We start from the raw sequence: 21,379 nt of genomic DNA on the forward strand, positions 1-21,379 counted from the left end.
CTCTTGCCTTTTTTAGAAAAAGGTTCTACTATGGAAGACAGTTAAATAAATCGCTACCGAGCAAGGGAGCCAATTTCGTTAGGTCTTTGAAGAAATTGGACTCCCTTTTTTTGATTTTTATTTCATAGTTTAATGGAATAAACTCGGTACGCATCGTTTCATTTGCTATTCATTTAAGGAGGAGTATGTATTATGGCATGGCTATCGTTGATTATTGCAGGGGTATTTGAAACATTTTGGGCAACCATGATGAAAATGAGTGAGGGATTTACTAAGATGAATTACTCGATTTTAACATTGGTTGGGATGATCGCGAGTTTCTATTTTTTAGCAAAGTCTCTGCACATACTGCCAATGAGTCTGGCTTACCCAGTATGGACAGGAATTGGTGCTGTGGGATCAATCCTAATTGGTGTTTTCTTTTTTAAAGATCATCTCTCTGTTTTGACGAGCTTTTTCGTGGTTCTTCTAGTAGTAGGAATCATTGGAATCAAAGTTACTAGCGGACATTAGCAAGGAAGTGGGGTAAACTATCTTTAGCACAAATGCAGGAGGTACGTATGATTAAAACGACGAATGAATTAACACCACAGGAATTATTGACCATTTTAGAGGCGCGCACGGCTGTTTTTGTGGTAGAGCAGCAGTGTCCTTATCAAGAAGTTGACGAGGCTGACCGTTCGGCTGTACACGTTTGTATAGAAAAAGAGGGTGAACTACAAGCGTATGCACGAATCCTAGCAGAAGGTGAGAGGATTCATTTCGGTCGTGTGTTGGTTGTGAAAAAATTTCGGGGACAACAATTGGGGAGAAAACTGGTTGCTAAGACGATGAAGGAAATAGAAAAACGCTATCCGGACCTGCCGGTCAGTATTTCGGCACAGGCGCATTTATCTGATTTTTACGGTTCATTCGGGTTTAAAGAAACTTCTGAGGAATATTTAGAAGATGGTATCCCTCACGTAGAAATGCTTTGGCAGAAGTCGGAGAATCACTAAAACAGTAGATTGTTTACATTCAGCATTTTCTCGGCTATCCTTTACTAGAAGGAGTGTGAAAGCATGTCGTTTGTGACAGAGCACTTGGGATTGTTTTTCCTGATTATCAATACAGCATTGTCTTTTATTATCGTTTTTAGAGAGCGGAAGGATACGGTGAATACATGGGCCTGGTTATTGGTCTTGACGTTTATCCCGATTCTTGGGTTTGTTTTGTATGTTTTTTTTGGAAAAGGTATCTCGAAAGAACGTATTTTTGATTTAAAGATGCAAACAAAAATAGGGATGAATGTGGAGGTTCAACAGCAACAGCGAGCGCTTGAACGGGGGCTTTTTCCTAAGCCAACGACCAATCAGGTTGACCCGCGTCAATTGATTTATATGCTGACCATGTTTGAAAGTTCTCTATATACGACAAAAAACGAAGTGACACTTTATACAGATGGACGTGAAAAATTTGATGCGTTGCTTGAGGACATCCATCAAGCAAGATACCATATCCATATGGAATACTACATTTACCGTGCGGATGAGTTGGGACTGGAAGTGCGGGAAGCATTGGTTGCTGCGGTATCCCGCGGGGTAAAGGTACGTCTGCTTTTGGATGCTTGGGGCTCCACACAAGTCAAACGTCGTTTTCTTGCACCGTTAATTGAAGCGGGTGGAGAAGTCGTTTTTTTCTTTCCATTATTTTTACCTTATTTAAATCCGCGGATGAATTATCGGAACCATCGAAAGATCGTTGTGATCGATGGAGAAATCGGCTATACCGGAGGATTCAATGTAGGAGACGAGTATCTCGGATTAGTTGAACGATTTGGCTACTGGCGAGACAACCATTTACGGATTCATGGGGATGCTGTGTACACATTGCAAAATCGCTTTTTAATGGATTGGAATTCTCAGCAGCGGCACGACCTTGTGTATCAGCCAGACTATTTCCCAGAAATTGAAGCTGATGGGAAATTTGCTTTGCAAATCGTCAGCAGCGGGCCTGACAGCGAGCATGAACAAATTAAGTTGACGTATTTGAAAATGATCAATTTGGCAAAAAAGGAAATTTTGATCCAAACCCCTTATTATATTCCCGACGCCCCGATTCATGAAGCATTGAAGCTGGCGCTGTTGTCAGGAGTAAAAGTTCGCCTTCAAATCCCCAATAAGCCGGATCATATTTTAGTTTATTGGGCGACCTATTCTTTTGCGGCGGAATTGTTAGAGTATGGAGCAATTATTGAAACTTATGAAAATGGCTTTATCCACGCGAAAACCATGGTGATCGATGAAGGGATCGCTTCAGTAGGCTCTGCTAATATTGATGTACGGTCTTTCAAATTGGATTTTGAGGTAAATACGATCGTTTATGATGCCGCATTTGCTAGGGAATTACGGGACGAGTTTTATAAAGATTCGATGAACTCAAAAATATTGACGCAAGAAAAATATGATCAACGCGGTACTGTTATCAAGTTTAAAGAGGGCATTGCACGATTGATCTCACCGCTTCTATAAAAATCATTTGCGCTTTCATGGTTTGATAGTATAAAATGAACTAGCTTGTTTAGTAAGTGAACTCAAAGAGATTTTAAGGAGATTTTTCATGAAGAAATGGTTCTTTCCCCTATTAGGTTTAGGAATGCTTTTACTGTTATCTGGATGTTCAAAATGGATCGACCGCGGTGAATCGATTACGGCTGTCGGCTCTTCAGCGTTGCAGCCATTGGTAGAGACGGTCGCTGAGGAATACCAGAGTAAAAATCCAGGAAGATTCATCAATGTCCAAGGCGGCGGAAGTGGTACAGGATTAAGCCAAGTACAATCGGGCGCTGTTGACATTGGAAATTCAGATTTATTTGCTGAAGAGAAAAATGGCATCGATGCGAAAAAATTAGTGGATCATAAAGTTGCTGTAGTAGGGATCACCCCTATCGTTAACAAGGGCGTCGGTGTAACCAATATTTCATTAGAAAACCTGCGGAAGATTTTTCTTGGTGAAATTAAGAACTGGAAGGAACTCGGCGGCAACGATCAAGAAATCGTTATTTTGAACCGGGCAACCGGTAGTGGCACACGATCGACCTTTGAACAATGGGTTTTAGATGGAAAAACGGCTATTCGTGCGCAGGAGCAGGACTCAAGCGGCATGGTTCGCCAAATTGTCTCGGATACTCCGGGCGCTATCAGCTATACGGCATTTTCATATGTCACGAAGGATGTACAGACCTTGAGTATTGATGAGGTCAAGCCGACAGACGACAATGTCACGACGAATCGTTGGAAGATTTGGGCCTATGAGCATATGTATACTAAAGGCGAACCCACTGAATTAGTGAAGGATTTTCTTGATTATATGCTTTCTGAGGATGTTCAAGGAAAAGTGGTTCCACAACTCGGCTACATTCCTATCTCTAATATGAAAGTAGAACGAGATTGGCAAGGCAATGAAATAAAATAGCAGAACTACCGTTTCGTTTTTTCGAGACGGTTTTTTTCACGTAATTTTTGCTGCAGAAAATGCAGGAAAAATGAGGCAGGCGGTTATTCCGAAAAGAGTAGGAGGAGAAGAAGTGTATTATCCAATACAAGTTCCCTTTCTTTTAAATGACGCGTTCACGCAAGCGGTCGTTTACAGTGAAACGGTTATTCCCGAATGCAGCGCGTTCATTTTATGTTTTTGGTCCATGCATCCGAAAACGAAACAGCACCGTCGAGTGAAAAATGTCATTACCGCAGATGGCTGTATTGACTTGATCGTCGATTTTGATAGAAAGGAAATATTTTTCACTGGGAATCAGCAAACAGAATTTGACTATGAGATAGAAACGCCCGCATATTTCTTTGGTGCGCGCATGATGCCGGGCGCTTTCCATCAACTTACAGGTCTGCCTGCGGAAAGAGCGATGAATGACCGTGTGTTCTTGCAAAATGTTTTTAATGATCTCGATCAGTCGCGCTTTTTTTCATCAGGGTTCGAACAGGCTCAGAAAATTTTTCAGGGCTATTTGGTCGAAAAATTTGAGAAGATGACGCCTAATGATTTTACAAGGCTTTTTCCGAGATTGTTTGAGTCTCCGCCTAAAAATACGAAGGAATTGTATGACCAGCTTTATTTTAGTCCTCGCCAGTGCCAACGCGTTTTTTCGAAAAATTTTGGTTTAACGCCTAAGATGGTACTAAGTATTTTAAGGTTTCAAAAATGTTTGCAGATACTGACTTCTGAACAAGCCGTCCCCTCTGACATTATGGCTGTGACAAATTATTATGATCAGCCTCACTTTAATAAAGACTTTAAGCACTATTTAGGAATTACTCCGCTAGACTTGGTTTCTCGTTATAAAAAGTGACGCTTTTTTACAATTATTTCCCGCCTCTTCTTGATAAAATTAATCTATCAATCGGGGAGGCGAGCACAATGTATAAAAATATAACAACTAATTTAATGGTTGCGAATGTAGAGACATCCATCACGTTCTATCAAGATATTTTGGGATTAGAAGTAGTCGCATCTGTACCTGCCGACGACCAATCCTTACAATTTGCTATTCTTTCAAAGGAGGAGCTCACGTTGATGCTCCAAGAAAAAAATAATTTGATTGAAGAGTATCCAATACTGACAACTGAAAAAATTACGCCATCCATCACGCTGTATATCACTGTTGAGAATTTTGAGGATTTTTACAAGACGATTGAACAGGACTATCCTATTTACAAAACACCACATAAAACTTTTTATGGAGCAATGGAATTTGCTATTTCAGACCCAGATGGCTATGTTTTAACGTTTACAGAATACAAAGAAGGGTGATTGGTAATGGACAATAATTTACAAATGATTCCTGGTATTGGAAAAAATATGGCGGCTCATTTAATAAATGCGGGCTTTCCTACAATTGCCTCGCTGAAAGAACAAGATCCAGAAGAAATTTATCTAAAGGATTGTGTAGTACAAGGGCAACCGGTCGACCGCTGCGCCTTGTATGCCTATCGACTAGCCGTTTACTATGCGGATCATGAAGGACAGCTTCCAGCAAATAAACAAAATTGGTGGGATTGGAAAGACGAATAATTAGTTTTGATCATAAGAAACTTCACGACAGCCGCTATTTCTGTATGGCTGAAAGTCGTGAAGTTTTTTGTTTCAAGCAGTTCAGTTGCGCGGATTCTATTCTTCGGTTTACACTTTCTTTACAATTGTCATGGAAGCGTTACAGGAGATTAAAAAGAAATTGATTTTCAACAGGTAGAATGGGTTTGTTGGTTTGAAAAAACCGAGTGGATTAGATTGAAGGAATCAGGAGGAGTAAGCCTTGGAGAATGAAGATGTAAAAAAAGCGCTCACGACGAAATCAAAGCGTGCGAGAATCGAACAACGAGGACGTTTTATTAGTTTTATCTGTATCGCGTTAATCGTATTTGTCGTTGCAGCAATTTTCTATTTTGTAGCAAGCAAGGGGTTATCAACCTTTTTTGTAGATAAGATCAATGTATTCGACTTTTTATTTGGAACGGTGTGGAATCCCAGTGCGACTGGGCCGGATGGCAAACCGCTAGTTGGCGCGTTGCCAATGATTCTAGGTTCCTTTATGGTGACCTTTTTATCAGCGATTGTGGCGACCCCGTTTGCGATCGGAGCCGCAGTCTTTATGACGGAGATTTCTCCTACTAAAGGACAGAAATTCTTACAGCCAGTCATTGAGCTGCTTGTGGGTATTCCTTCTGTTGTTTATGGTTTTATTGGTTTGTCAGTGATTGTACCGTTTATTCGTTCAATTTTCGGTGGAACAGGTTTCGGGATATTATCTGGGACGTTTGTATTATTTGTTATGATTCTGCCTACCGTAACCACGATGACGGTAGATACATTAAAATCAGTGCCCCGCCATTACCGCGAAGCTTCGCTGGCTTTGGGCGGAACACGTTGGCAAACGATTTACAAAGTTGTATTACGTGCTGCCGTGCCGGGAATATTGACCGCTGTCGTCTTCGGGATGGCTCGTGCCTTTGGTGAAGCTTTGGCTATCCAAATGGTTATTGGGAATGCTGCATTGATGCCGACGGGGTTGACGACACCCGCTTCGACTCTGACGTCGATCTTGACGATGGGGATCGGGAACACAATCATGGGGACTGTAGAAAACAACGTTTTATGGTCACTGGCACTGATCTTATTATTCATGTCGTTAGTGTTCAATATTTTGATTCGTTATATTGGAAAGAAAGGGGAGATAACGAATGGATAAAGCGAAACGCGCGGACAAAATCGCGACAGCAGTCCTTTACATTGTCTCCGGTTTGATTGTTGCGATCCTGGCTTTTCTATTGCTTTACATTTTGATTCGTGGCTTGCCTCATGTTTCGTGGGAGTTCTTAACATCCCCTTCAAAAGCGTATCAAAAAGGCGGCGGAATCGGAATTCAATTATTCAATTCGATCTATCTGCTGTTGATCACCATGATTATCAGTTTGCCGATTTCTTTAGGAGCGGGAATTTATTTATCTGAGTATGCGAAGAAAAACTGGGTGACTAATGTCATTAGGACATCTATCGAAATTTTGAGCTCGTTGCCTTCAGTAGTAGTCGGTCTATTTGGTTTCTTGATTTTTGTTATTCAGTTCGGATATGGTTTTTCGATTCTATCTGGTGCATTAGCATTGACGCTTTTCAACTTGCCTTTGCTAACAAGAAATATTGAAGAATCCCTCAGAGCAATTCATTATACACAACGTGAAGCGGGGTTAGCATTAGGCCTATCACGCTGGGAAACCGTCACAAAAATTGTTGTTCCAGATGCATTGCCCGGGATTTTGACAGGAATCATTTTAAGCTCTGGACGTATCTTCGGTGAAGCCGCGGCGTTGATCTATACAGCTGGACAAAGTGCGCCGGCGTTGGATTTCACCAATTTAAACCCATTAAGCGTATCAAGTCCCTTGAGTATTTTCCGTCAGGCTGAAACGTTGGCCGTGCACATTTGGAAAATCAATACTGAAGGAACAATGCCCGATGGCAATGCTGTTTCTGCCGGGGCTTCTGCTGTTCTTATCCTAGCGGTACTGCTCTTTAACTTTGGCGCCCGCGCAATCGGTAAGAGATTGCATAGAAAAATGACGTCAACATAAAAAATTAAACCAAGATCGTTTCAACATTCGTACGAACAAGGAGAAATTCAATGAAAGAATATAATTGGGATGAACGTAACCTCATCAAAATGCCTGGCGAGGTCGCGTTGCATACAGAAGATTTGCATGTCTTTTACGGCGACAACGAGGCTATCAAAGGTGTAGATCTTGAATTTGAAAAAAATAAAATCACCGCATTGATCGGGCCTTCTGGTTGTGGGAAATCCACTTACCTACGCTCATTGAACAGAATGAATGATGGCATTGCTAGCGCGAATGTCACTGGGAAGATCGTATATAAGGATGTTGATGTCAATGCCTCAAATATCGATGTGTATGAAATGCGCAAACGTATCGGCATGGTATTTCAGCGTCCGAATCCGTTCAGTAAATCAATTCGTGATAATATCACTTTTGCTTTGAAGCAGCACGGAATGAGAGACAAACATCAATTGGAAGAAACCGTAGAAACAAGCCTGAAGCAAGCGGCTTTATGGGATCAAGTCAAAGATAATCTCGACAAAAGTGCTTTAGCATTGTCCGGTGGGCAACAGCAACGTCTGTGTATTGCACGAGCAATCGCGATGAAGCCAGACATTTTATTGCTAGATGAACCAGCAAGCGCGTTAGATCCAATCTCAACAGGAACAGTGGAAGAAACGTTGGTCCAATTGAAAGAAAATTATACGATCATCATTGTTACACATAATATGCAGCAGGCTGCTCGTATCAGCGATTACACCGCCTTTTTCTACTTAGGCCATGTCATTGAATACGACCAAACAACAAAAATTTTCACGCGTCCGAAAATTCAAGCTACAGAAGATTATGTATCAGGTCATTTTGGTTAACCAAGAATTTTATAGGTAATCACAGTAGAAGTATTAGTGGAATGGTATACGGCTTGAACATAAAACTTATTTTCTGCAAGAAAATGAATTCCTATATACTGAAAAAGGATGCCAGTTCCACTTTTTGCAGTAACTAGTGACAAAAAAGAAATAAAAAAGCAACGGATAAATACTAGTAGAAGTATTAGTGGAATGGTATACGGCTTGAACATAAAACTCATTTTCTGTAAGAAAATGAATTCCTATATACTGAAAAAGGAGAAAACTGAATGTCGAAGATTATTACTTCCAAAGACCTTCATTTATATTATGGCAAAAAAGAAGCGTTAAAAGGGATTGACATGGATATTGAAAAGGGCGAGATCACTGCAATGATCGGTCCCTCAGGTTGCGGAAAGTCTACCTATTTACGCTGTTTGAATCGAATGAATGACTTGATTCCCGGTGTAACGATCACAGGCGGAGTGATGTACAAGGACAAAGATATTTATAGTCCTAAAACAGACACTGTCGAATTGCGAAAAGAAATTGGCATGGTTTTTCAACAACCCAATCCTTTTCCATTTTCGATTTACGAGAACGTCATTTATGGGTTAAAATTAAAAGGCGAGAAGGACAAGAACAAACTTGATCAAGTGGTTGAAGAAAGTTTGAAAGCTGCTTCTGTATGGAACGATGTGAAAGATAAGCTCCATGAGAGTGCGTTGTCTCTATCTGGCGGGCAGCAGCAACGTGTCTGTATTGCTCGAGTATTGGCGGTCAATCCTGAAGTGATCTTAATGGATGAACCAACGAGTGCGCTAGATCCAGTATCTACCGGTAAAATAGAAAACATGTTGTTAGAACTGAAGGAAAATTACACTATTATTATTGTGACACATAACATGTCGCAAGCTTCACGAATATCCGATCGTACAGCCTTTTTCTTACAAGGAGAGTTGATCGAATTTGATAAAACCAAGAAAATTTTCTTAGATCCTTCGAGACAAGAAACCGAAGACTATATCTCAGGGAAATTTGGTTAGTAGGCAATTTGATAGAGAAGATTGATAGTTATAAGGAGGGCAAAGATGTTACGCACACAATTTGAAGAAGATCTGTTGAATCTTCACAATCAATTTTATGAAATGGGTATGATGGTCTCAAGTGCCGTACACAAGTCGGTTCGTTCATATATTGACCACGATAAAAAATTAGCACAAGAAGTTATTGACCATGATGTTGAGATCAATAATATGGAAGTTCGTTTGGAGAAAAAAAGTTTTGAGATGATTGCGTTGCAGCAACCTGTCACAACAGACCTGCGCACGATCATTACTATCATGAAAGCCAGTTCTGATTTGGAACGAATGGGGGATCATGCAGTATCCGTTGCAAAATCAACCATTCGACTAAAAGGGCTGCCTCGAATTCTAGAGGTTGAGAAAGAAATCAATGAGATGTCCAACTATGTGAAGAAGATGGTGGACAATGTTCTGATCGCTTACGTAAAAACAGATGAAAAAGATGCTCGGATGATCGCGAAGATGGATGAACGAGTAAACGATTATTTCCAAAAAATCTATGATATGACCACAAATACGATGGAAAAAGAATCTGATACAATCATCAGCGGAACCGACTATCTTCACGTGGCAGGGTATTTAGAACGCGTTGGGGACTATGTGACAAATATCTGTGAATGGATCGTATACTTAGCGACTGGGAAAATCACTGAACTAAACAGCAATCGAAATGAAAACTTTTAAACGAATGGCCAGCTAGATTTTCTAGCTGGTTTTTTTCTATATATAATAGGAAGAAACACACCCGTTAACAAGTCGGATAAAAAGATGGGTCTTTAGTCCTATGACAAATGATTCAAAACCATGCATAATATGAATGTAAACAAAAGTATGTATTTGCTTTTTGAAGGAGGCAATTTCTATGAATGAAAGACAACGAATTTTAGAATTAGTCAAAAAAGGTATTTTATCGACTCAAGAAGGTTTAGATTTATTAGAAAGTATGGCCAAGGCAAAGGATGAAGCGCAGATCAAGCAAGCTGCTGATAAAGTGGATTCTTATCACCGTGACCAAGCAACCAATTTAGTTGATGAATGGGAAAACAAAAAAAATGCAGAAGAAGCGGATGGGTCTGAAGAACAGGACTTGGAAGATCTTGAAGCTTACTTCGATGATTTAGCGACAGAAGCCAATCAAATTTCTGCTCATATTGATGAAATCAACCGGAAGAAGAACGAATTAAAAGCGGCTCTTCATGAAAAAGAAGAAGTGTTGATGGAATTAGATACGAAGGAAGAATTGGATACATTATCAGAAGAAGATGATAAAATCCGTGAAACCGTTCAAGAAGAAATTGATGAGCTGAAGGAACAAATCGCCGCGTTGCAGGAACAAGTCGATGCACAAGAAGAAAAGTTGAAAAATGTTCAAGACGATCAAAATGAAACACGCAAAGAACGTACACGTGCACGGTTTGATATTCCAGACGATTTGAAAGATCAAGCAACTGAGACATTCTCACAAGTTGGTGAAAAGCTTGGAGAAGCAGGGATTCAATTAAGTCGTTTGATGAAGAAAACGTGGAAGACGGTTTCTGATACTGTAGAAGAAAACGTGGATTGGAAAGACTTCAACGTGAAAGTTCCTGGTTTAGTAACGTCTAAGTTTGAACACCAATTCCTATATACAGATGTGGAACCTACTTTGCTGGACATTAAATTAGCGAATGGGAAAGTTACCTTAAAATCATGGGATGACGCAGCTATCAAAGTAGATGCGAAAATCAAACTTTATGGTAAAATGAATGAAGCAACGCCGCTTCAATCGCTATTAGAACGTAGCCAAATTGAAGTAAACGATGAGCACATCTCATTCCAGATCCCAAATAAGCGTGTCCAAGCAGAGTTAGTTTTCTACTTGCCAAAACGGACGTATGACCACGTAGCAGTCAAATTATTGAATGGTGATTTGACTGTTGAAGAGATGGACGCTAAAGATGTCTATGCGAAATCAACGAATGGCAATATTATGTTCAAGCATATCGATGCGACGATGCTCGAAATCCAAGGTGTTAATGGGAATATCGAGATCCGCGAAGGCGCGATCTTAGATTCGATCATTGAAACTGTTAATGGGAATATTACGACTCAAGCAGCGATTCAAAACTACGGCATTTCATTGGTAAATGGAGATGTCAAATTGACCGCTGGACATGATAGCCTACAAAAAATTAAAGCAAGCTCAGTGAACGGAAACGTCAAAGTTTCTTTAGGAAAAACAGTTGGACTAGAAGGATTAGCCAAAACAAGCTTAGGCAGTATCAATGATCGCTTATCAAACTATGAAGTGATCAGAGAGAAAAAAGAGAAAACAAACCGCTTATTGCAATTTCGTCGGGTTGCCGATGAAATGGTGAAAATCGATGTATCAACAACGACTGGTAGTATTTTCTTGAAAGATTTTGACAATTAAGAAATAATAAGGAAGGAAGATTCATATGCAAAAGAAATTACAAAAGTCACGAACAAATGTGGTACTGACAGGTACCTTAGCAGGAATCGCCGAATACTTCGGGATTGATCCAACAATTGTGCGTGTCATTTATGTTTTCTTGAGTCTCGTCTTGATTGGCTCACCAGTCATCCTCTACATTTTATTGGCGTTAGTGATCCCATCAGCACCAAGAGGCAGAGATTCTTATGGACATAACAATCCCTATTATGGGAACAATGACTACAATGATTATGAAAAAAAATCGTCCCGCCAACGAAAGAAAGCGGACAAAATCGATGAAGATGACTGGAGCGACTTTTAATGACTTACCTACAGCGCTTAATAGCTAATGCACTGATTTTCATTTCACTATCGGTGCTCTTTCCTAATCAGGTATATGTGGAAAGTTTAATGATGGCTGTTGCTGCAAGCTTTGTCCTATCAATATTGAATACGCTAGTGAAACCAATCTTGATTTTTCTTTCACTGCCATTAAATATTTTGACCTTGGGACTGTTCAGCTTTGTGATTAGCGCTGGTATGTTGCAATTGACTTCCAACCTATTAGGAAATTATCGCTTTGGCTTCTCTAGTTTCGCGGTCTCCATATTGGTGGCGATCGTCATGGCTATTGTCAATGCGATCGTTTCGGATCATAATATCGATAAATACGCGGACAGATAAATTTAGTTACCCTTTAAGCTGTAGATAGACTCCCTCGTGTGGAGAATGTCTACAGCTTTTTACATGGAAAAAATGAAAGACAGATGTTCGAGGATGCTTGCTCTCACTGTCTCTCACGCAGCAGCGTTGTCTGGCTGTCGTCATTTTTTGAATAACAAAACGTTAGCCAAATTACTACTGCCGTATCTTGATTCATTAATGTTTAGTAAAGCCTTTTCCTAAGATTGGCGGAGAAGCTTGTCTGAACCTAGTCACCCTATGGATAAAATGATAAAATAGAGCGGAAGTGTAGAAAAGAGGGATTATATGGCTGAAACAGTAAAAGTAAAAGAACTAGTTGATAACCTTTCATTGGAAGTGGTCACGGGTGATGAAGAAAGTCTTGAGCGGGTCATCACCACCGGCGATATTTCTCGTCCCGGATTAGAGTTGACGGGCTATTTTAATTATTACTCCCATGACCGGTTACAACTTTTTGGAAATAAAGAAATTACATTCGCGGAACGAATGATGCCGGAAGAACGTTTGATGGTTTTACGGCGTATGTGCAGCGACGATACGCCTGCTTTTATTGTTTCTCGCGGCTTGACACCGCCAAAGGAAATGATCGAAGCGGCGAGTGAACGGAACATTCCGGTGTTGAGTTCACCTATCTCGACTTCTCGGTTACTAGGTGAGATTTCTAGTTACTTGAATGGCGGCTTAGCACCGCGGACGAGTGTTCACGGTGTGTTAGTGGATGTTTATGGATTAGGTGTGCTGATTCAAGGGGACAGTGGGATTGGTAAAAGCGAGACTGCGTTGGAGTTGGTAAAACGAGGCCATCGATTGATTGCGGATGATCGAGTAGATGTTTATCAACAAGACGAATTGACACTGATTGGTGAACCGCCAAGAATTTTACAGCATTTGATCGAAATTCGCGGGATTGGAATTATCGATGTCATGAATTTATTTGGTGCCAGTGCAGTTCGCGGATCGATGCCAGTGCAGTTAGTGGTTTATTTAGAAAGCTGGTCTAAGGATAAAAAATATGATCGTTTAGGCAGCGGCAATACTGAAGTGGAAATTGCGGAAGTGAAAATTCCTCAAGTGAAGATTCCAGTGAAGACCGGACGCAATGTTGCGATCATTATTGAAGTAGCAGCAATGAATTTCCGGGCACGAACAATGGGCTATGATGCGACGAAGACCTTTGAAGATCGTCTAACCCAACTAATCGAAGAAAATTCGGGGCAATAAAATGCTTGCTCAAGTAAATCGTGTTGCCTTTGATTTGTTTGGTCTTCAAATTTATTGGTATGCGATTATTATTGTTTCAGGAATCGCGATTGCTTTGTGGTTGTCTACTCGTGAGGCGCTGAGAGTGGGCTTAAAAGAAGATGATATGTCAAACTTTCTTCTTTGGGCACTGCCGATTGCGATCATTGGTGCACGGTTGTATTATGTGTTGTTTGATCTGCCGATGTATCTTGCGGACCCGATCCAAATTTTTAATACGCGCAGTGGCGGACTTGCTATCTATGGCGGCTTGATTGCGGCTGTGATTGTATTGGTTGTGTATACCCGGCATCATTTCATTGATCCATGGCTGTTTTTGGATGTTGTGGCTCCGAGTGTCATGCTGGCGCAGGCGATGGGCCGCTGGGGGAATTTTACAAATCATGAAGCCTATGGCGGTGAAACGACGCGTCAATTTTTAGAGAGTCTGCATTTACCACAGTTTATTATAAATAATATGTATATCGACGGGGCTTTTCGCCAACCGACCTTTTTCTACGAATCGATGTGGAGTCTGTTAGGCTTCCTCATCCTTTTGTTTATTCGAAAAAATGTGCGCATCAAACGTGGCGAGATCTTTTTGGGCTATGTCACGTGGTACAGTTTTGGACGCTTTTTCATCGAAGGGATGCGAACAGATAGCTTGTACTTGTTCGGCGGGATTCGGGTATCTCAACTATTATCCTTGATTCTTTTTGTCGGAGGCCTAGCACTGTTCTATTACCGTCGCAAAATACGCAAAGATGTGAAGATATATGCGCGTGATCAAGGAACTAATCAAGCTTTAATATAAGAGAGCTCCTTTTACTGACTGTGCTATGATTATGTCAGAGGATCAACACCAATTATGGGATCTTAAGAAAACGCACGAACCTATTGTTTGTTTCAATGAGCATAAGGATAGGGTGTAGAGAATAAAAATCAACTATAGTATCTATAGAAACAAGGATGTTATTACGAACTAGGAGGAAATCTCTGTGAAGCAAAAAGTTGCAGTTTTAGGACCGGGCTCTTGGGGAACCGCGCTAGCACAAGTGTTAGCTGAAAATGGCCACGAGGTAAAAATCTGGGGGAACCACGAAGCTCAAATTGACGAAATCAATACGTACCATACCAACCGTCATTATTTGCCGGATCTAAAAATACCAGAAAGTATCAAAGGTGAAAAAAGTCTGAAGGAAGCCGTGAAGGATGCGGACGCGGTATTATTCGTGGTCCCTACAAAAGCGATTCGTTCGGTTGCACAGGAATTTGCTAAAGTATCTGAAAATAAACCAGTGATCGTCCATGCAAGTAAAGGGTTGGAACAAGACACTCACAAGCGGATCTCAGAAGTGTTGACAGAAGAGATTCCAGAAGCGCATCGTCAAGGCGTCGTTGTTTTATCTGGGCCAAGCCATGCGGAGGAAGTCGCAGTTCATGATATTACGACGATTACTGCGGCAAGCGAAGAGGAACAGCTTGCTTCTTATGTACAAAAACTGTTTATGAACGACTATTTAAGGATTTATACAAATCCAGATGTGATCGGTGTAGAAACAGGAGCAGCTTTAAAAAATATCATCGCCTTAGGTGCAGGGGCTTTAGCGGGTCTTTCTTATGGGGACGACGCAAAAGCAGCAATCATGACCCGCGGATTAGCAGAAATCAGTCGTTTGGGTGTGGCGATGGGCGCGAACCCGCTAACATTCATCGGTCTGAGTGGTGTAGGGGACTTGATCGTAACCTGTACATCTGTGCATTCACGGAATTGGCGTGCCGGAAATCTCTTGGGCAAAGGGAAAAAATTAGATGAAGTATTAGACAACATGGGCATGATCGTCGAAGGCGTATCTACAACAAAAGCGGCGAAAGAATTGGCTGACAGCATGAACGTCAGCATGCCGATCACTGAAATGATCTATGATGTTTTATACAATGATAAAGACGTGCGTCAAGCTTGTCGTGATTTGATGACGAGAGAGGGCACGTTTGAAAATGAATTTACTTTATAAGAGAAAGAGTGGGAAAAAATATATGCGTGTAAAAAAAGCAGTCATTCCAGCAGCAGGTTTAGGAACAAGATTTTTACCAGCTACAAAAGCGATGGCAAAAGAAATGTTGCCTATCGTCGACAAGCCAACGATTCAATTTATCGTTGAGGAAGCATTGAAATCAGGAATCGAAGACATCTTGATCGTTACCGGAAAAGCCAAGCGACCAATCGAAGATCATTTTGATTCAAATATTGAATTAGAAATGAATCTGCAAGAAAAAGGAAAAACGGATCTGTTGAAATTAGTGGAAGAAACAACAGATGTGAATCTGCACTTTATTCGCCAATCTCATCCTAAAGGATTAGGTCATGCAGTGTTACAAGCACGTGCATTCGTTGGCAACGAACCGTTTGTAGTGATGCTGGGCGATGACTTGATGGAAGACACCGTGCCTTTGACAAAACAATTGATGAACGATTATGAACAAACACACGCGTCTACGATCGCTGTTATGCGCGTTCCTAAAAATGAAACGTCTAAATATGGGATCATTAACCCAGGGGAGGAAGTTTCTAAAGGCTTGTTCAATGTGAAAAATTTTGTTGAGAAGCCTAAACCAGAAGAAGCACCAAGCAACCTGGCGATCATTGGTCGTTACTTATTGACTCCAGAAATTTTCGATGTATTGGCTACACAAAAACCAGGTGCAGGCAATGAGATCCAATTGACGGACGCGATCGATACATTAAATAAAACGCAAAGAGTGTTTGCACATGAATTCAACGGCAAACGTTTCGATGTTGGAGATAAATTTGGTTTCATGACAACGAGCATCGAATATGGCTTGAAGCATCCAGAAATCAAAGATAAATTGCACGATTACATCATTTCATTAGGAAAAGAATTAAGCGGGCAAACAAAAACTAAAAAATAATCAATAAAGCGCAGAGTGAGCTCTGCGCTTTTAATATTGTTAGTTATTTTAAAATATCAAATCATTGGATTTTCGAATGTAAATTATCACTATAACGAATAGAAATTATTTGTTATTTTGTTATATAATATCTTTTGAAAATAACGAATACGAAAAGGAGAATGAATTGAAAACTTCCCGGTTAAATAGAGAAATCGTCATTGATTGTGCGATGGGCCTGGTCTGTGAATCTGGCATTGATGGATTGAGGTTGAATAAGATTGCGGATCGCTTGGAGGTTAAATCCCCCTCTTTGTACACCCATACAGGGAGCGTTACAGAATTACGTCAAGCAGTGGTCGAACGAGCAATGGAGGATTTCCGTGAGCTCTTAGTAGATTCACTAATGGGCAGATCGAATCTATGTGCCTTCGTCGAGCTTGGAAAAACTTGGGCTTGCTATGCGAAGGATCAAAATGCCTTTTATACTGTATTTTACGAAAAAGGGTACATAGACTCTTACAAGAAAAGCATTTCTGCTTTTTTAAGAGCCGCATTTAATCGAATCTTTTTTGAATGTGAACTTTCCGATCAGGAGGTCATCCAAGTTGAGCGTGTAATGACTAATTATTTTAGGGGACATGCTGAGGGCTTCGCCGACAACAGTATCAGTGAGAAAGACCTAGTTAGTGATCTAGAGATCATATACAACGGTGTTCTTAAAAACTTTATGAAGGTATCTCAATAGTTTTATTGAGGTGCTTTTTTTATTCCTTTGTGAATAAAGCTCTTTCTCTTTCATTAATTTCTCTGAGAATGGTATAATTTAAGTTATCATAATGAGTGAAAAATGAGAGGGGCGATTAAATGAGTTTAGGTGGCATTGCCGCAATTATTGCCGCATTGGCATTTGTTGTGTTGGTGATATTTTTAGTGCGTGTCTTAAGTCAGGTGTCAAAAACAGTAGAAAAAGTGGAGACGACTGTGACAGAGGCCAATACAACGATTGATGTTCTTACCAAAGATGTAGATGTACTCATGCAGCAAGTGGAAGGCTTATTAGTGAAAGGCAATCATTTGCTGAATGATATTAATGGAAAAGTAGAAACGATCGATCCATTGTTTACAGCGGTGGCAGATTTAAGTCAGAGTGTTTCAGATTTAAATACGAGCAGCCGCAATTTGGCAGGGAAAGTCAGCGGCGTTGGTAAAAACGCAGCGAAAGTCAGTGTTGCAGGAAAAGTGGGCACATCAACAATGAAATTCTTTAGAAATCGCAAAACGACAACGAAAGCGGAGGGATAAGAATGGCAAAAAACGGAAAATTTTTAACAGGTGCATTAATCGGAGGAACTGCTGCTGCAGTGGTGGCGTTACTATTGGCTCCAAAATCTGGAAAAGAACTACGTGATGACTTGACGAAAAAGACAGACGAGTGGTTGGACTTAGCATCTGATTACACCGACGAATTTGTTGCTAAAACGAATGAAATGGGTTCGATCGTAAAAGATCGTGCTTCTGATTTAAGTGATCAAGCAAGCGATCTTGCGTCAAATGTCAAAGGTAAAGTGAGTGAGTCTAAAGAAGACATGGACGACATCACCTCTGACACACTCGAGGATCTGAAACGTCAAAGCACAGACTTATCTGATCGTTTCCGCAAGGCTGCCAGTGAGGCAAAAGATGTTGCTGAGGATGCTTCAGAGGATATTGTCATTACTGTGAAAGAAACGGAAGCAGAGGCAAAGGATACAGTATCTGAAGGCGCCGCAGCTTTGGCTGAAAAGAGCAAAGAGCTGAATGAAGAAACACCTGATTTTTCTGAAGTAAAAGAAGAATTAAAAGAAGAAGTCGAAAAAAACAATCCTGAATAACAAAAACAGGTCATAGAAGTACCTATAAAAAAATGGACCCCAAAAGAAAGAGTAGCCTCTAACTTTTGGGGTCCGTTTTGTTTTTATAAAACGATTAATTCTTTTGATGTTTTAGTGAATGGAACACAGCCATCTTTTGTCACGTAGACACAATCTTCGATACGGGCACCTACATCATTTGGCAGGTAAATACCTGGTTCAATGGAGAAGCACATGCCTTCTTTAACAACTAAATCATTTCCACCAACGATCTGTGGGAACTCATGGATCGTTGTACCGATTCCGTGTCCTAAGCGATGATTGAAATAATCACCATAGCCGTGTGCTTCGATCACGTCACGAGCAATTTTGTCTAGATCGCCGCAAGTAATACCAGGCTTTACAGCTTCCTGCGCTTTTAATTGCGCTTCTAGCACGATATCGTAAATATCTTTTTGGTGATCGGTCGGTTTCCCGCAGGCTACGGTTCGTGTAGCATCGCTGCAATAGCCGTTGACGATCGTACCTAGATCGAATAAGACCAATTCATTTTCCTTGCAGGTGTTTTTTCCTGGAGTTCCGTGGGGACTCGCCGCATTTGGTCCTGCCAGTACTTCCGTCGGGAAGGACATTTCTTTGATCCCTTTTTTCTTCAGCTCGTACTCGATCTCAGCCACGATCTCTTCTTCTGTGATACCAGGGCGCACATGTCTAAAGCCAATTTCAAATGCTAGATCGGCCGTTGATCCTGCTTCAATCAAGCGTTGGCATTCCTCTTCGGTTTTATATAATTGCAATTCTTGGACTAACGGAGTCATATCTGCTGAAAAATCAGCAGCAGGAAAGGCATCGCTTAATCGTTGGTAGCGATCTAAAACCAATTGATTTTTTTCTAAAGCCATTTTCTTAGGAGATCCGTAACGTTTTTTGATTTCCTCAACAATCAAAGAAAAAGGATCTTGGCTATCCAAATAACCGACAACGTCATACTCAAAACTACTTGCTTTGGCATCTTCGACTTCTAAGCCGGGAGCAAAAAGAAAAGGGTCCTTTTCGATCGGAATGAACAACGCCAGCACACGTTCCATTGGGTTGCTTTCAAAGCCAGAGAAGTATCCGATATGGCTTGCATCAGAAACATAGGCTAAATCCACACCATTTTTTTCCATCCATTTTCGCAGTTCTAAAACTTTTTCTTGGTTCATTCATACATCCTTCTTTCTTTTAACGTTATATTGATTGTAACACTAATAAAATTTATTGAAAAATGATTCTGTTGAAACGCTTACAACGAATTAAGGAAAAATGTGTAAAACGGTTGCAATCGGTGAAACAACGTGCTATTATCTTTTAGAAATGTAAATGATATTTTCTGAAAACATTATTAAAGGAGCATATCCATGGAAAAGCAAACAATTACGATTTATGATGTTGCCCGTGAAGCCAACGTTTCAATGGCGACCGTCTCACGTGTGGTCAACGGCAACCCAAACGTGAAACCAACAACACGTAAAAAAGTGTTAGAAGTTATCGAACGTCTAGATTATCGTCCAAATGCAGTTGCACGAGGACTAGCAAGTAAAAAAACAACGACTGTTGGTGTAATCATTCCTGATGTCAGCAATATGTTTTTTGCCTCATTGGCCCGCGGGATCGACGACATCGCGACAATGTACAAATATAATATTATTTTAGCCAACTCTGACGGCGAAGCACAAAAAGAAGTCAACGTATTGAACAACCTCTTGGCTAAACAAGTGGACGGCGTGATCTTTATGGGTCATCGTATCACTGACGAAATCCGTGCGGAATTTTCTCGTTCAAAAACACCGATTGTTTTAGCTGGTTCTATTGATCCAGATGAACAAGTTGGCAGTGTAAACATCGATTATAGAGCAGCAACAAAAGAATCGATCGACTTGTTAGCAAAACACGGCAACAAAAAAATTGCTTTCATCAGCGGCGCCTTGATCGATGCGATCAATGGACAAGCGCGTATGGGCGGTTATAAAGAATCATTGACTGAAAATGGTTTGGACTACAATGAAGGCTTGATTTTTGAAGCAAAATATAACTTTAAAGAAGGCTTGGCATTGACTGACCGTATCTTGAATAGCGGAGCGACAGCAGCCTACATTACCGATGACGAATTGGCGATTGGCCTGTTAGACGGTTTGATCGATAAAGGGGTGAAAGTGCCTGAAGACTTCGAGATCATCACAAGCAATGATTCATTGCTTACAGAAGTTTCTCGTCCACGTCTAAGCAGCGTGACACAACCCTTGTATGATATCGGTGCGGTAGCAATGCGTCTATTAACAAAAATGATGAACAAAGAAGAAATCGAACAAAAAACGATCGAATTGCCACACGGCATTTTCGAAAAAGGCTCAACAAAAGAATAATTTTAAAAAGGGCTGCACCTGTTAGGGTGCGGCCCTTTTTTTGTTTAGATGGGTTTAAATAGAAAACCTTACATGGTCGATGGGTGTCGGCGTGCAAAATCAAAAAAGCGAAATTTGTCGACTTGATGGCGACTCTCGGTATATTGAAATTGACGAGCGTCACTAGTGAAGACCCGACTTTTTACGGAAACGATATTGATGTCATGCTGATTCAAATCAAGCAGCTCGCGGTCCTCTCCAGTCAAAGCATCAATCGTGATTTCTTTTTCTGCAAAGGAGATATTGAGACCTAATTGATTCTCGAAATAACGATAGATCGAATCCTTCGCGATCTCAGTATCCAGTTCCGGCACAATTGTTGTCAGCAGGATATCCTTATCGAGGATCACTTTTTTTTGATCAATGGCTCGAGTGCGGATCAGCTCCCAGCAGATAGATCCTACTTCAAACCCGGTTATACGAGCAATTTTTTGGCCGATCTCAATTTTTTTTAGGCTGACAACCTCAGTGTTGCTTTCATAGCCGTAAGAATTTTGCAATTCTTTGTAGCTAGTCAAACCGGATACAGGGAAACGTAATTGCTCTCGCTTTAAGACAAGGGAGCCCTTGCCTTGAATTTTTTGAATGTAGCCATTCGCCATTAAAAGCGACAACGCTTTGCGAATCGTATCCCGAGAAACATGGTAGGTCTGACGTAGTTTGTTTTCACTGGGTAAGTAAGAACCCGCTTCATATACTTCCTTTAAAATTCCCCGTTCAATCGCTTGGTAGATCACTTCATAATTTTTCATGTATATCCT

Annotated in this window: 25 protein-coding genes; 23 read left to right on the forward strand and 2 right to left on the reverse strand. The window is 40.8% G+C overall.

Going from position 1 to position 21,379, the window contains the following annotated elements; genetic code table 11:
• Nucleotides 1-192: 192 nt before the first annotated feature.
• The 22 genes from IGI66_RS03745 to IGI66_RS03850 all read left to right on the forward strand — a co-directional run bounded on the left by IGI66_RS03745 (nucleotide 193) and on the right by IGI66_RS03850 (nucleotide 18,195).
• Nucleotides 193-513, forward strand: a complete 321-nt coding sequence (locus tag IGI66_RS03745) for a DMT family transporter (RefSeq protein WP_010781562.1) — start codon at nucleotides 193-195, stop codon at nucleotides 511-513.
• A gap of 47 nt (nucleotides 514-560) precedes the next feature.
• The gene (locus IGI66_RS03750; RefSeq protein ID WP_367377665.1) at nucleotides 561-998 is read left to right on the forward strand and encodes a GNAT family N-acetyltransferase; all 438 of its coding nucleotides are present in this window, start codon (nucleotides 561-563) and stop codon (nucleotides 996-998) included.
• A gap of 63 nt (nucleotides 999-1,061) precedes the next feature.
• The gene (gene cls, locus IGI66_RS03755; RefSeq protein ID WP_438847640.1) at nucleotides 1,062-2,510 is read left to right on the forward strand and encodes a cardiolipin synthase; all 1,449 of its coding nucleotides are present in this window, start codon (nucleotides 1,062-1,064) and stop codon (nucleotides 2,508-2,510) included.
• Between the two features lie 88 nt (nucleotides 2,511-2,598).
• Nucleotides 2,599-3,453, forward strand: a complete 855-nt coding sequence (locus IGI66_RS03760) for a phosphate ABC transporter substrate-binding protein PstS (RefSeq protein ID WP_438847641.1) — start codon at nucleotides 2,599-2,601, stop codon at nucleotides 3,451-3,453.
• 112 nt (nucleotides 3,454-3,565) lie between these two features.
• Nucleotides 3,566-4,342, forward strand: a complete 777-nt coding sequence (locus IGI66_RS03765) for a helix-turn-helix domain-containing protein (RefSeq protein WP_438847643.1) — start codon at nucleotides 3,566-3,568, stop codon at nucleotides 4,340-4,342.
• A 68-nt stretch (nucleotides 4,343-4,410) separates the two neighbouring features.
• A complete protein-coding gene (locus IGI66_RS03770) occupies nucleotides 4,411-4,803 on the forward strand; it encodes a VOC family protein (RefSeq protein ID WP_438847645.1) in 393 nt (130 codons plus the stop codon).
• Nucleotides 4,804-4,809: 6 nt separating this feature from the next.
• The gene (locus IGI66_RS03775) at nucleotides 4,810-5,064 is read left to right on the forward strand and encodes a helix-hairpin-helix domain-containing protein (RefSeq protein WP_010781556.1); all 255 of its coding nucleotides are present in this window, start codon (nucleotides 4,810-4,812) and stop codon (nucleotides 5,062-5,064) included.
• 241 nt (nucleotides 5,065-5,305) lie between these two features.
• The gene (pstC, locus tag IGI66_RS03780) at nucleotides 5,306-6,238 is read left to right on the forward strand and encodes a phosphate ABC transporter permease subunit PstC (protein WP_010781555.1); all 933 of its coding nucleotides are present in this window, start codon (nucleotides 5,306-5,308) and stop codon (nucleotides 6,236-6,238) included.
• Nucleotides 6,231-7,118, forward strand: coding sequence for a phosphate ABC transporter permease PstA (gene pstA, locus IGI66_RS03785; protein ID WP_010781554.1), 888 nt, complete (start codon nucleotides 6,231-6,233; stop codon nucleotides 7,116-7,118). Before pstC ends, pstA begins: the two co-directional genes overlap by 8 nt.
• 50 nt (nucleotides 7,119-7,168) lie before the next feature.
• The gene (pstB, locus tag IGI66_RS03790) at nucleotides 7,169-7,969 is read left to right on the forward strand and encodes a phosphate ABC transporter ATP-binding protein PstB (protein ID WP_010781553.1); all 801 of its coding nucleotides are present in this window, start codon (nucleotides 7,169-7,171) and stop codon (nucleotides 7,967-7,969) included.
• A gap of 269 nt (nucleotides 7,970-8,238) precedes the next feature.
• Entirely contained in the window at nucleotides 8,239-8,994 is a 756-nt protein-coding gene (gene pstB / locus IGI66_RS03795) for a phosphate ABC transporter ATP-binding protein PstB (protein WP_010781551.1), read from the forward strand.
• A gap of 45 nt (nucleotides 8,995-9,039) precedes the next feature.
• Complete coding sequence (gene phoU / locus IGI66_RS03800; protein WP_010781550.1) at nucleotides 9,040-9,717, forward strand: phosphate signaling complex protein PhoU; 678 nt, start codon at nucleotides 9,040-9,042, stop codon at nucleotides 9,715-9,717.
• 178 nt (nucleotides 9,718-9,895) lie between these two features.
• Nucleotides 9,896-11,446: a daptomycin-sensing surface protein LiaX gene (liaX, locus tag IGI66_RS03805; protein ID WP_010781549.1), complete on the forward strand. Its 1,551-nt coding sequence runs from the start codon at nucleotides 9,896-9,898 to the stop codon at nucleotides 11,444-11,446.
• A 25-nt stretch (nucleotides 11,447-11,471) separates the two neighbouring features.
• On the forward strand, nucleotides 11,472-11,789 hold the full coding sequence (locus IGI66_RS03810) for a PspC domain-containing protein (protein WP_010781548.1): 318 nt from the start codon (nucleotides 11,472-11,474) through the stop codon (nucleotides 11,787-11,789).
• Nucleotides 11,789-12,151, forward strand: coding sequence for a phage holin family protein (locus IGI66_RS03815; RefSeq protein ID WP_301516794.1), 363 nt, complete (start codon nucleotides 11,789-11,791; stop codon nucleotides 12,149-12,151). The genes IGI66_RS03810 and IGI66_RS03815 overlap by 1 nt, the downstream gene beginning before the upstream one ends.
• A 306-nt stretch (nucleotides 12,152-12,457) precedes the next feature.
• Entirely contained in the window at nucleotides 12,458-13,393 is a 936-nt protein-coding gene (hprK, locus tag IGI66_RS03820) for an HPr(Ser) kinase/phosphatase (RefSeq protein ID WP_010781546.1), read from the forward strand.
• A 1-nt stretch (nucleotide 13,394) separates the two neighbouring features.
• Nucleotides 13,395-14,225, forward strand: coding sequence for a prolipoprotein diacylglyceryl transferase (lgt, locus tag IGI66_RS03825; RefSeq protein WP_438847651.1), 831 nt, complete (start codon nucleotides 13,395-13,397; stop codon nucleotides 14,223-14,225).
• Between the two features lie 184 nt (nucleotides 14,226-14,409).
• Entirely contained in the window at nucleotides 14,410-15,426 is a 1,017-nt protein-coding gene (locus IGI66_RS03830; RefSeq protein WP_288227547.1) for an NAD(P)H-dependent glycerol-3-phosphate dehydrogenase, read from the forward strand.
• Between the two features lie 22 nt (nucleotides 15,427-15,448).
• Nucleotides 15,449-16,342 carry a UTP--glucose-1-phosphate uridylyltransferase GalU gene (galU, locus tag IGI66_RS03835; protein WP_044926408.1) on the forward strand — a complete coding sequence of 298 codons (894 nt, stop codon included), beginning with the start codon at nucleotides 15,449-15,451 and terminating at the stop codon, nucleotides 16,340-16,342.
• A gap of 166 nt (nucleotides 16,343-16,508) precedes the next feature.
• Nucleotides 16,509-17,069, forward strand: coding sequence for a TetR/AcrR family transcriptional regulator (locus tag IGI66_RS03840; RefSeq protein ID WP_010781542.1), 561 nt, complete (start codon nucleotides 16,509-16,511; stop codon nucleotides 17,067-17,069).
• A gap of 119 nt (nucleotides 17,070-17,188) precedes the next feature.
• Nucleotides 17,189-17,626, forward strand: a complete 438-nt coding sequence (locus IGI66_RS03845) for a DUF948 domain-containing protein (protein WP_010781541.1) — start codon at nucleotides 17,189-17,191, stop codon at nucleotides 17,624-17,626.
• 2 nt (nucleotides 17,627-17,628) lie between these two features.
• On the forward strand, nucleotides 17,629-18,195 hold the full coding sequence (locus IGI66_RS03850) for a YtxH domain-containing protein (RefSeq protein ID WP_010781540.1): 567 nt from the start codon (nucleotides 17,629-17,631) through the stop codon (nucleotides 18,193-18,195).
• Nucleotides 18,196-18,278: 83 nt separating this feature from the next.
• On the opposite strand, the gene IGI66_RS03855 is transcribed toward IGI66_RS03850, so the two are convergent.
• The gene (locus IGI66_RS03855) at nucleotides 18,279-19,379 is read right to left on the reverse strand and encodes a M24 family metallopeptidase (RefSeq protein WP_438847654.1); all 1,101 of its coding nucleotides are present in this window, start codon (nucleotides 19,377-19,379) and stop codon (nucleotides 18,279-18,281) included.
• A 195-nt stretch (nucleotides 19,380-19,574) separates the two neighbouring features.
• On the opposite strand from IGI66_RS03855, the gene ccpA reads away from it, so the two are divergent.
• Nucleotides 19,575-20,579 carry a catabolite control protein A gene (gene ccpA, locus IGI66_RS03860; protein WP_010781538.1) on the forward strand — a complete coding sequence of 335 codons (1,005 nt, stop codon included), beginning with the start codon at nucleotides 19,575-19,577 and terminating at the stop codon, nucleotides 20,577-20,579.
• 68 nt (nucleotides 20,580-20,647) lie between these two features.
• Here the strand turns inward: ccpA and treR are convergent, their stop codons facing one another.
• Nucleotides 20,648-21,370 carry a trehalose operon repressor gene (treR, locus tag IGI66_RS03865; RefSeq protein WP_438847656.1) on the reverse strand — a complete coding sequence of 241 codons (723 nt, stop codon included), beginning with the start codon at nucleotides 21,368-21,370 and terminating at the stop codon, nucleotides 20,648-20,650.
• Nucleotides 21,371-21,379: the final 9 nt, after the last annotated feature.

It is taken from the genome of Enterococcus sp. AZ048 (assembly GCF_051715125.1).
GTDB classification, from domain to species: domain Bacteria; phylum Bacillota; class Bacilli; order Lactobacillales; family Enterococcaceae; genus Enterococcus_A; species Enterococcus_A gilvus.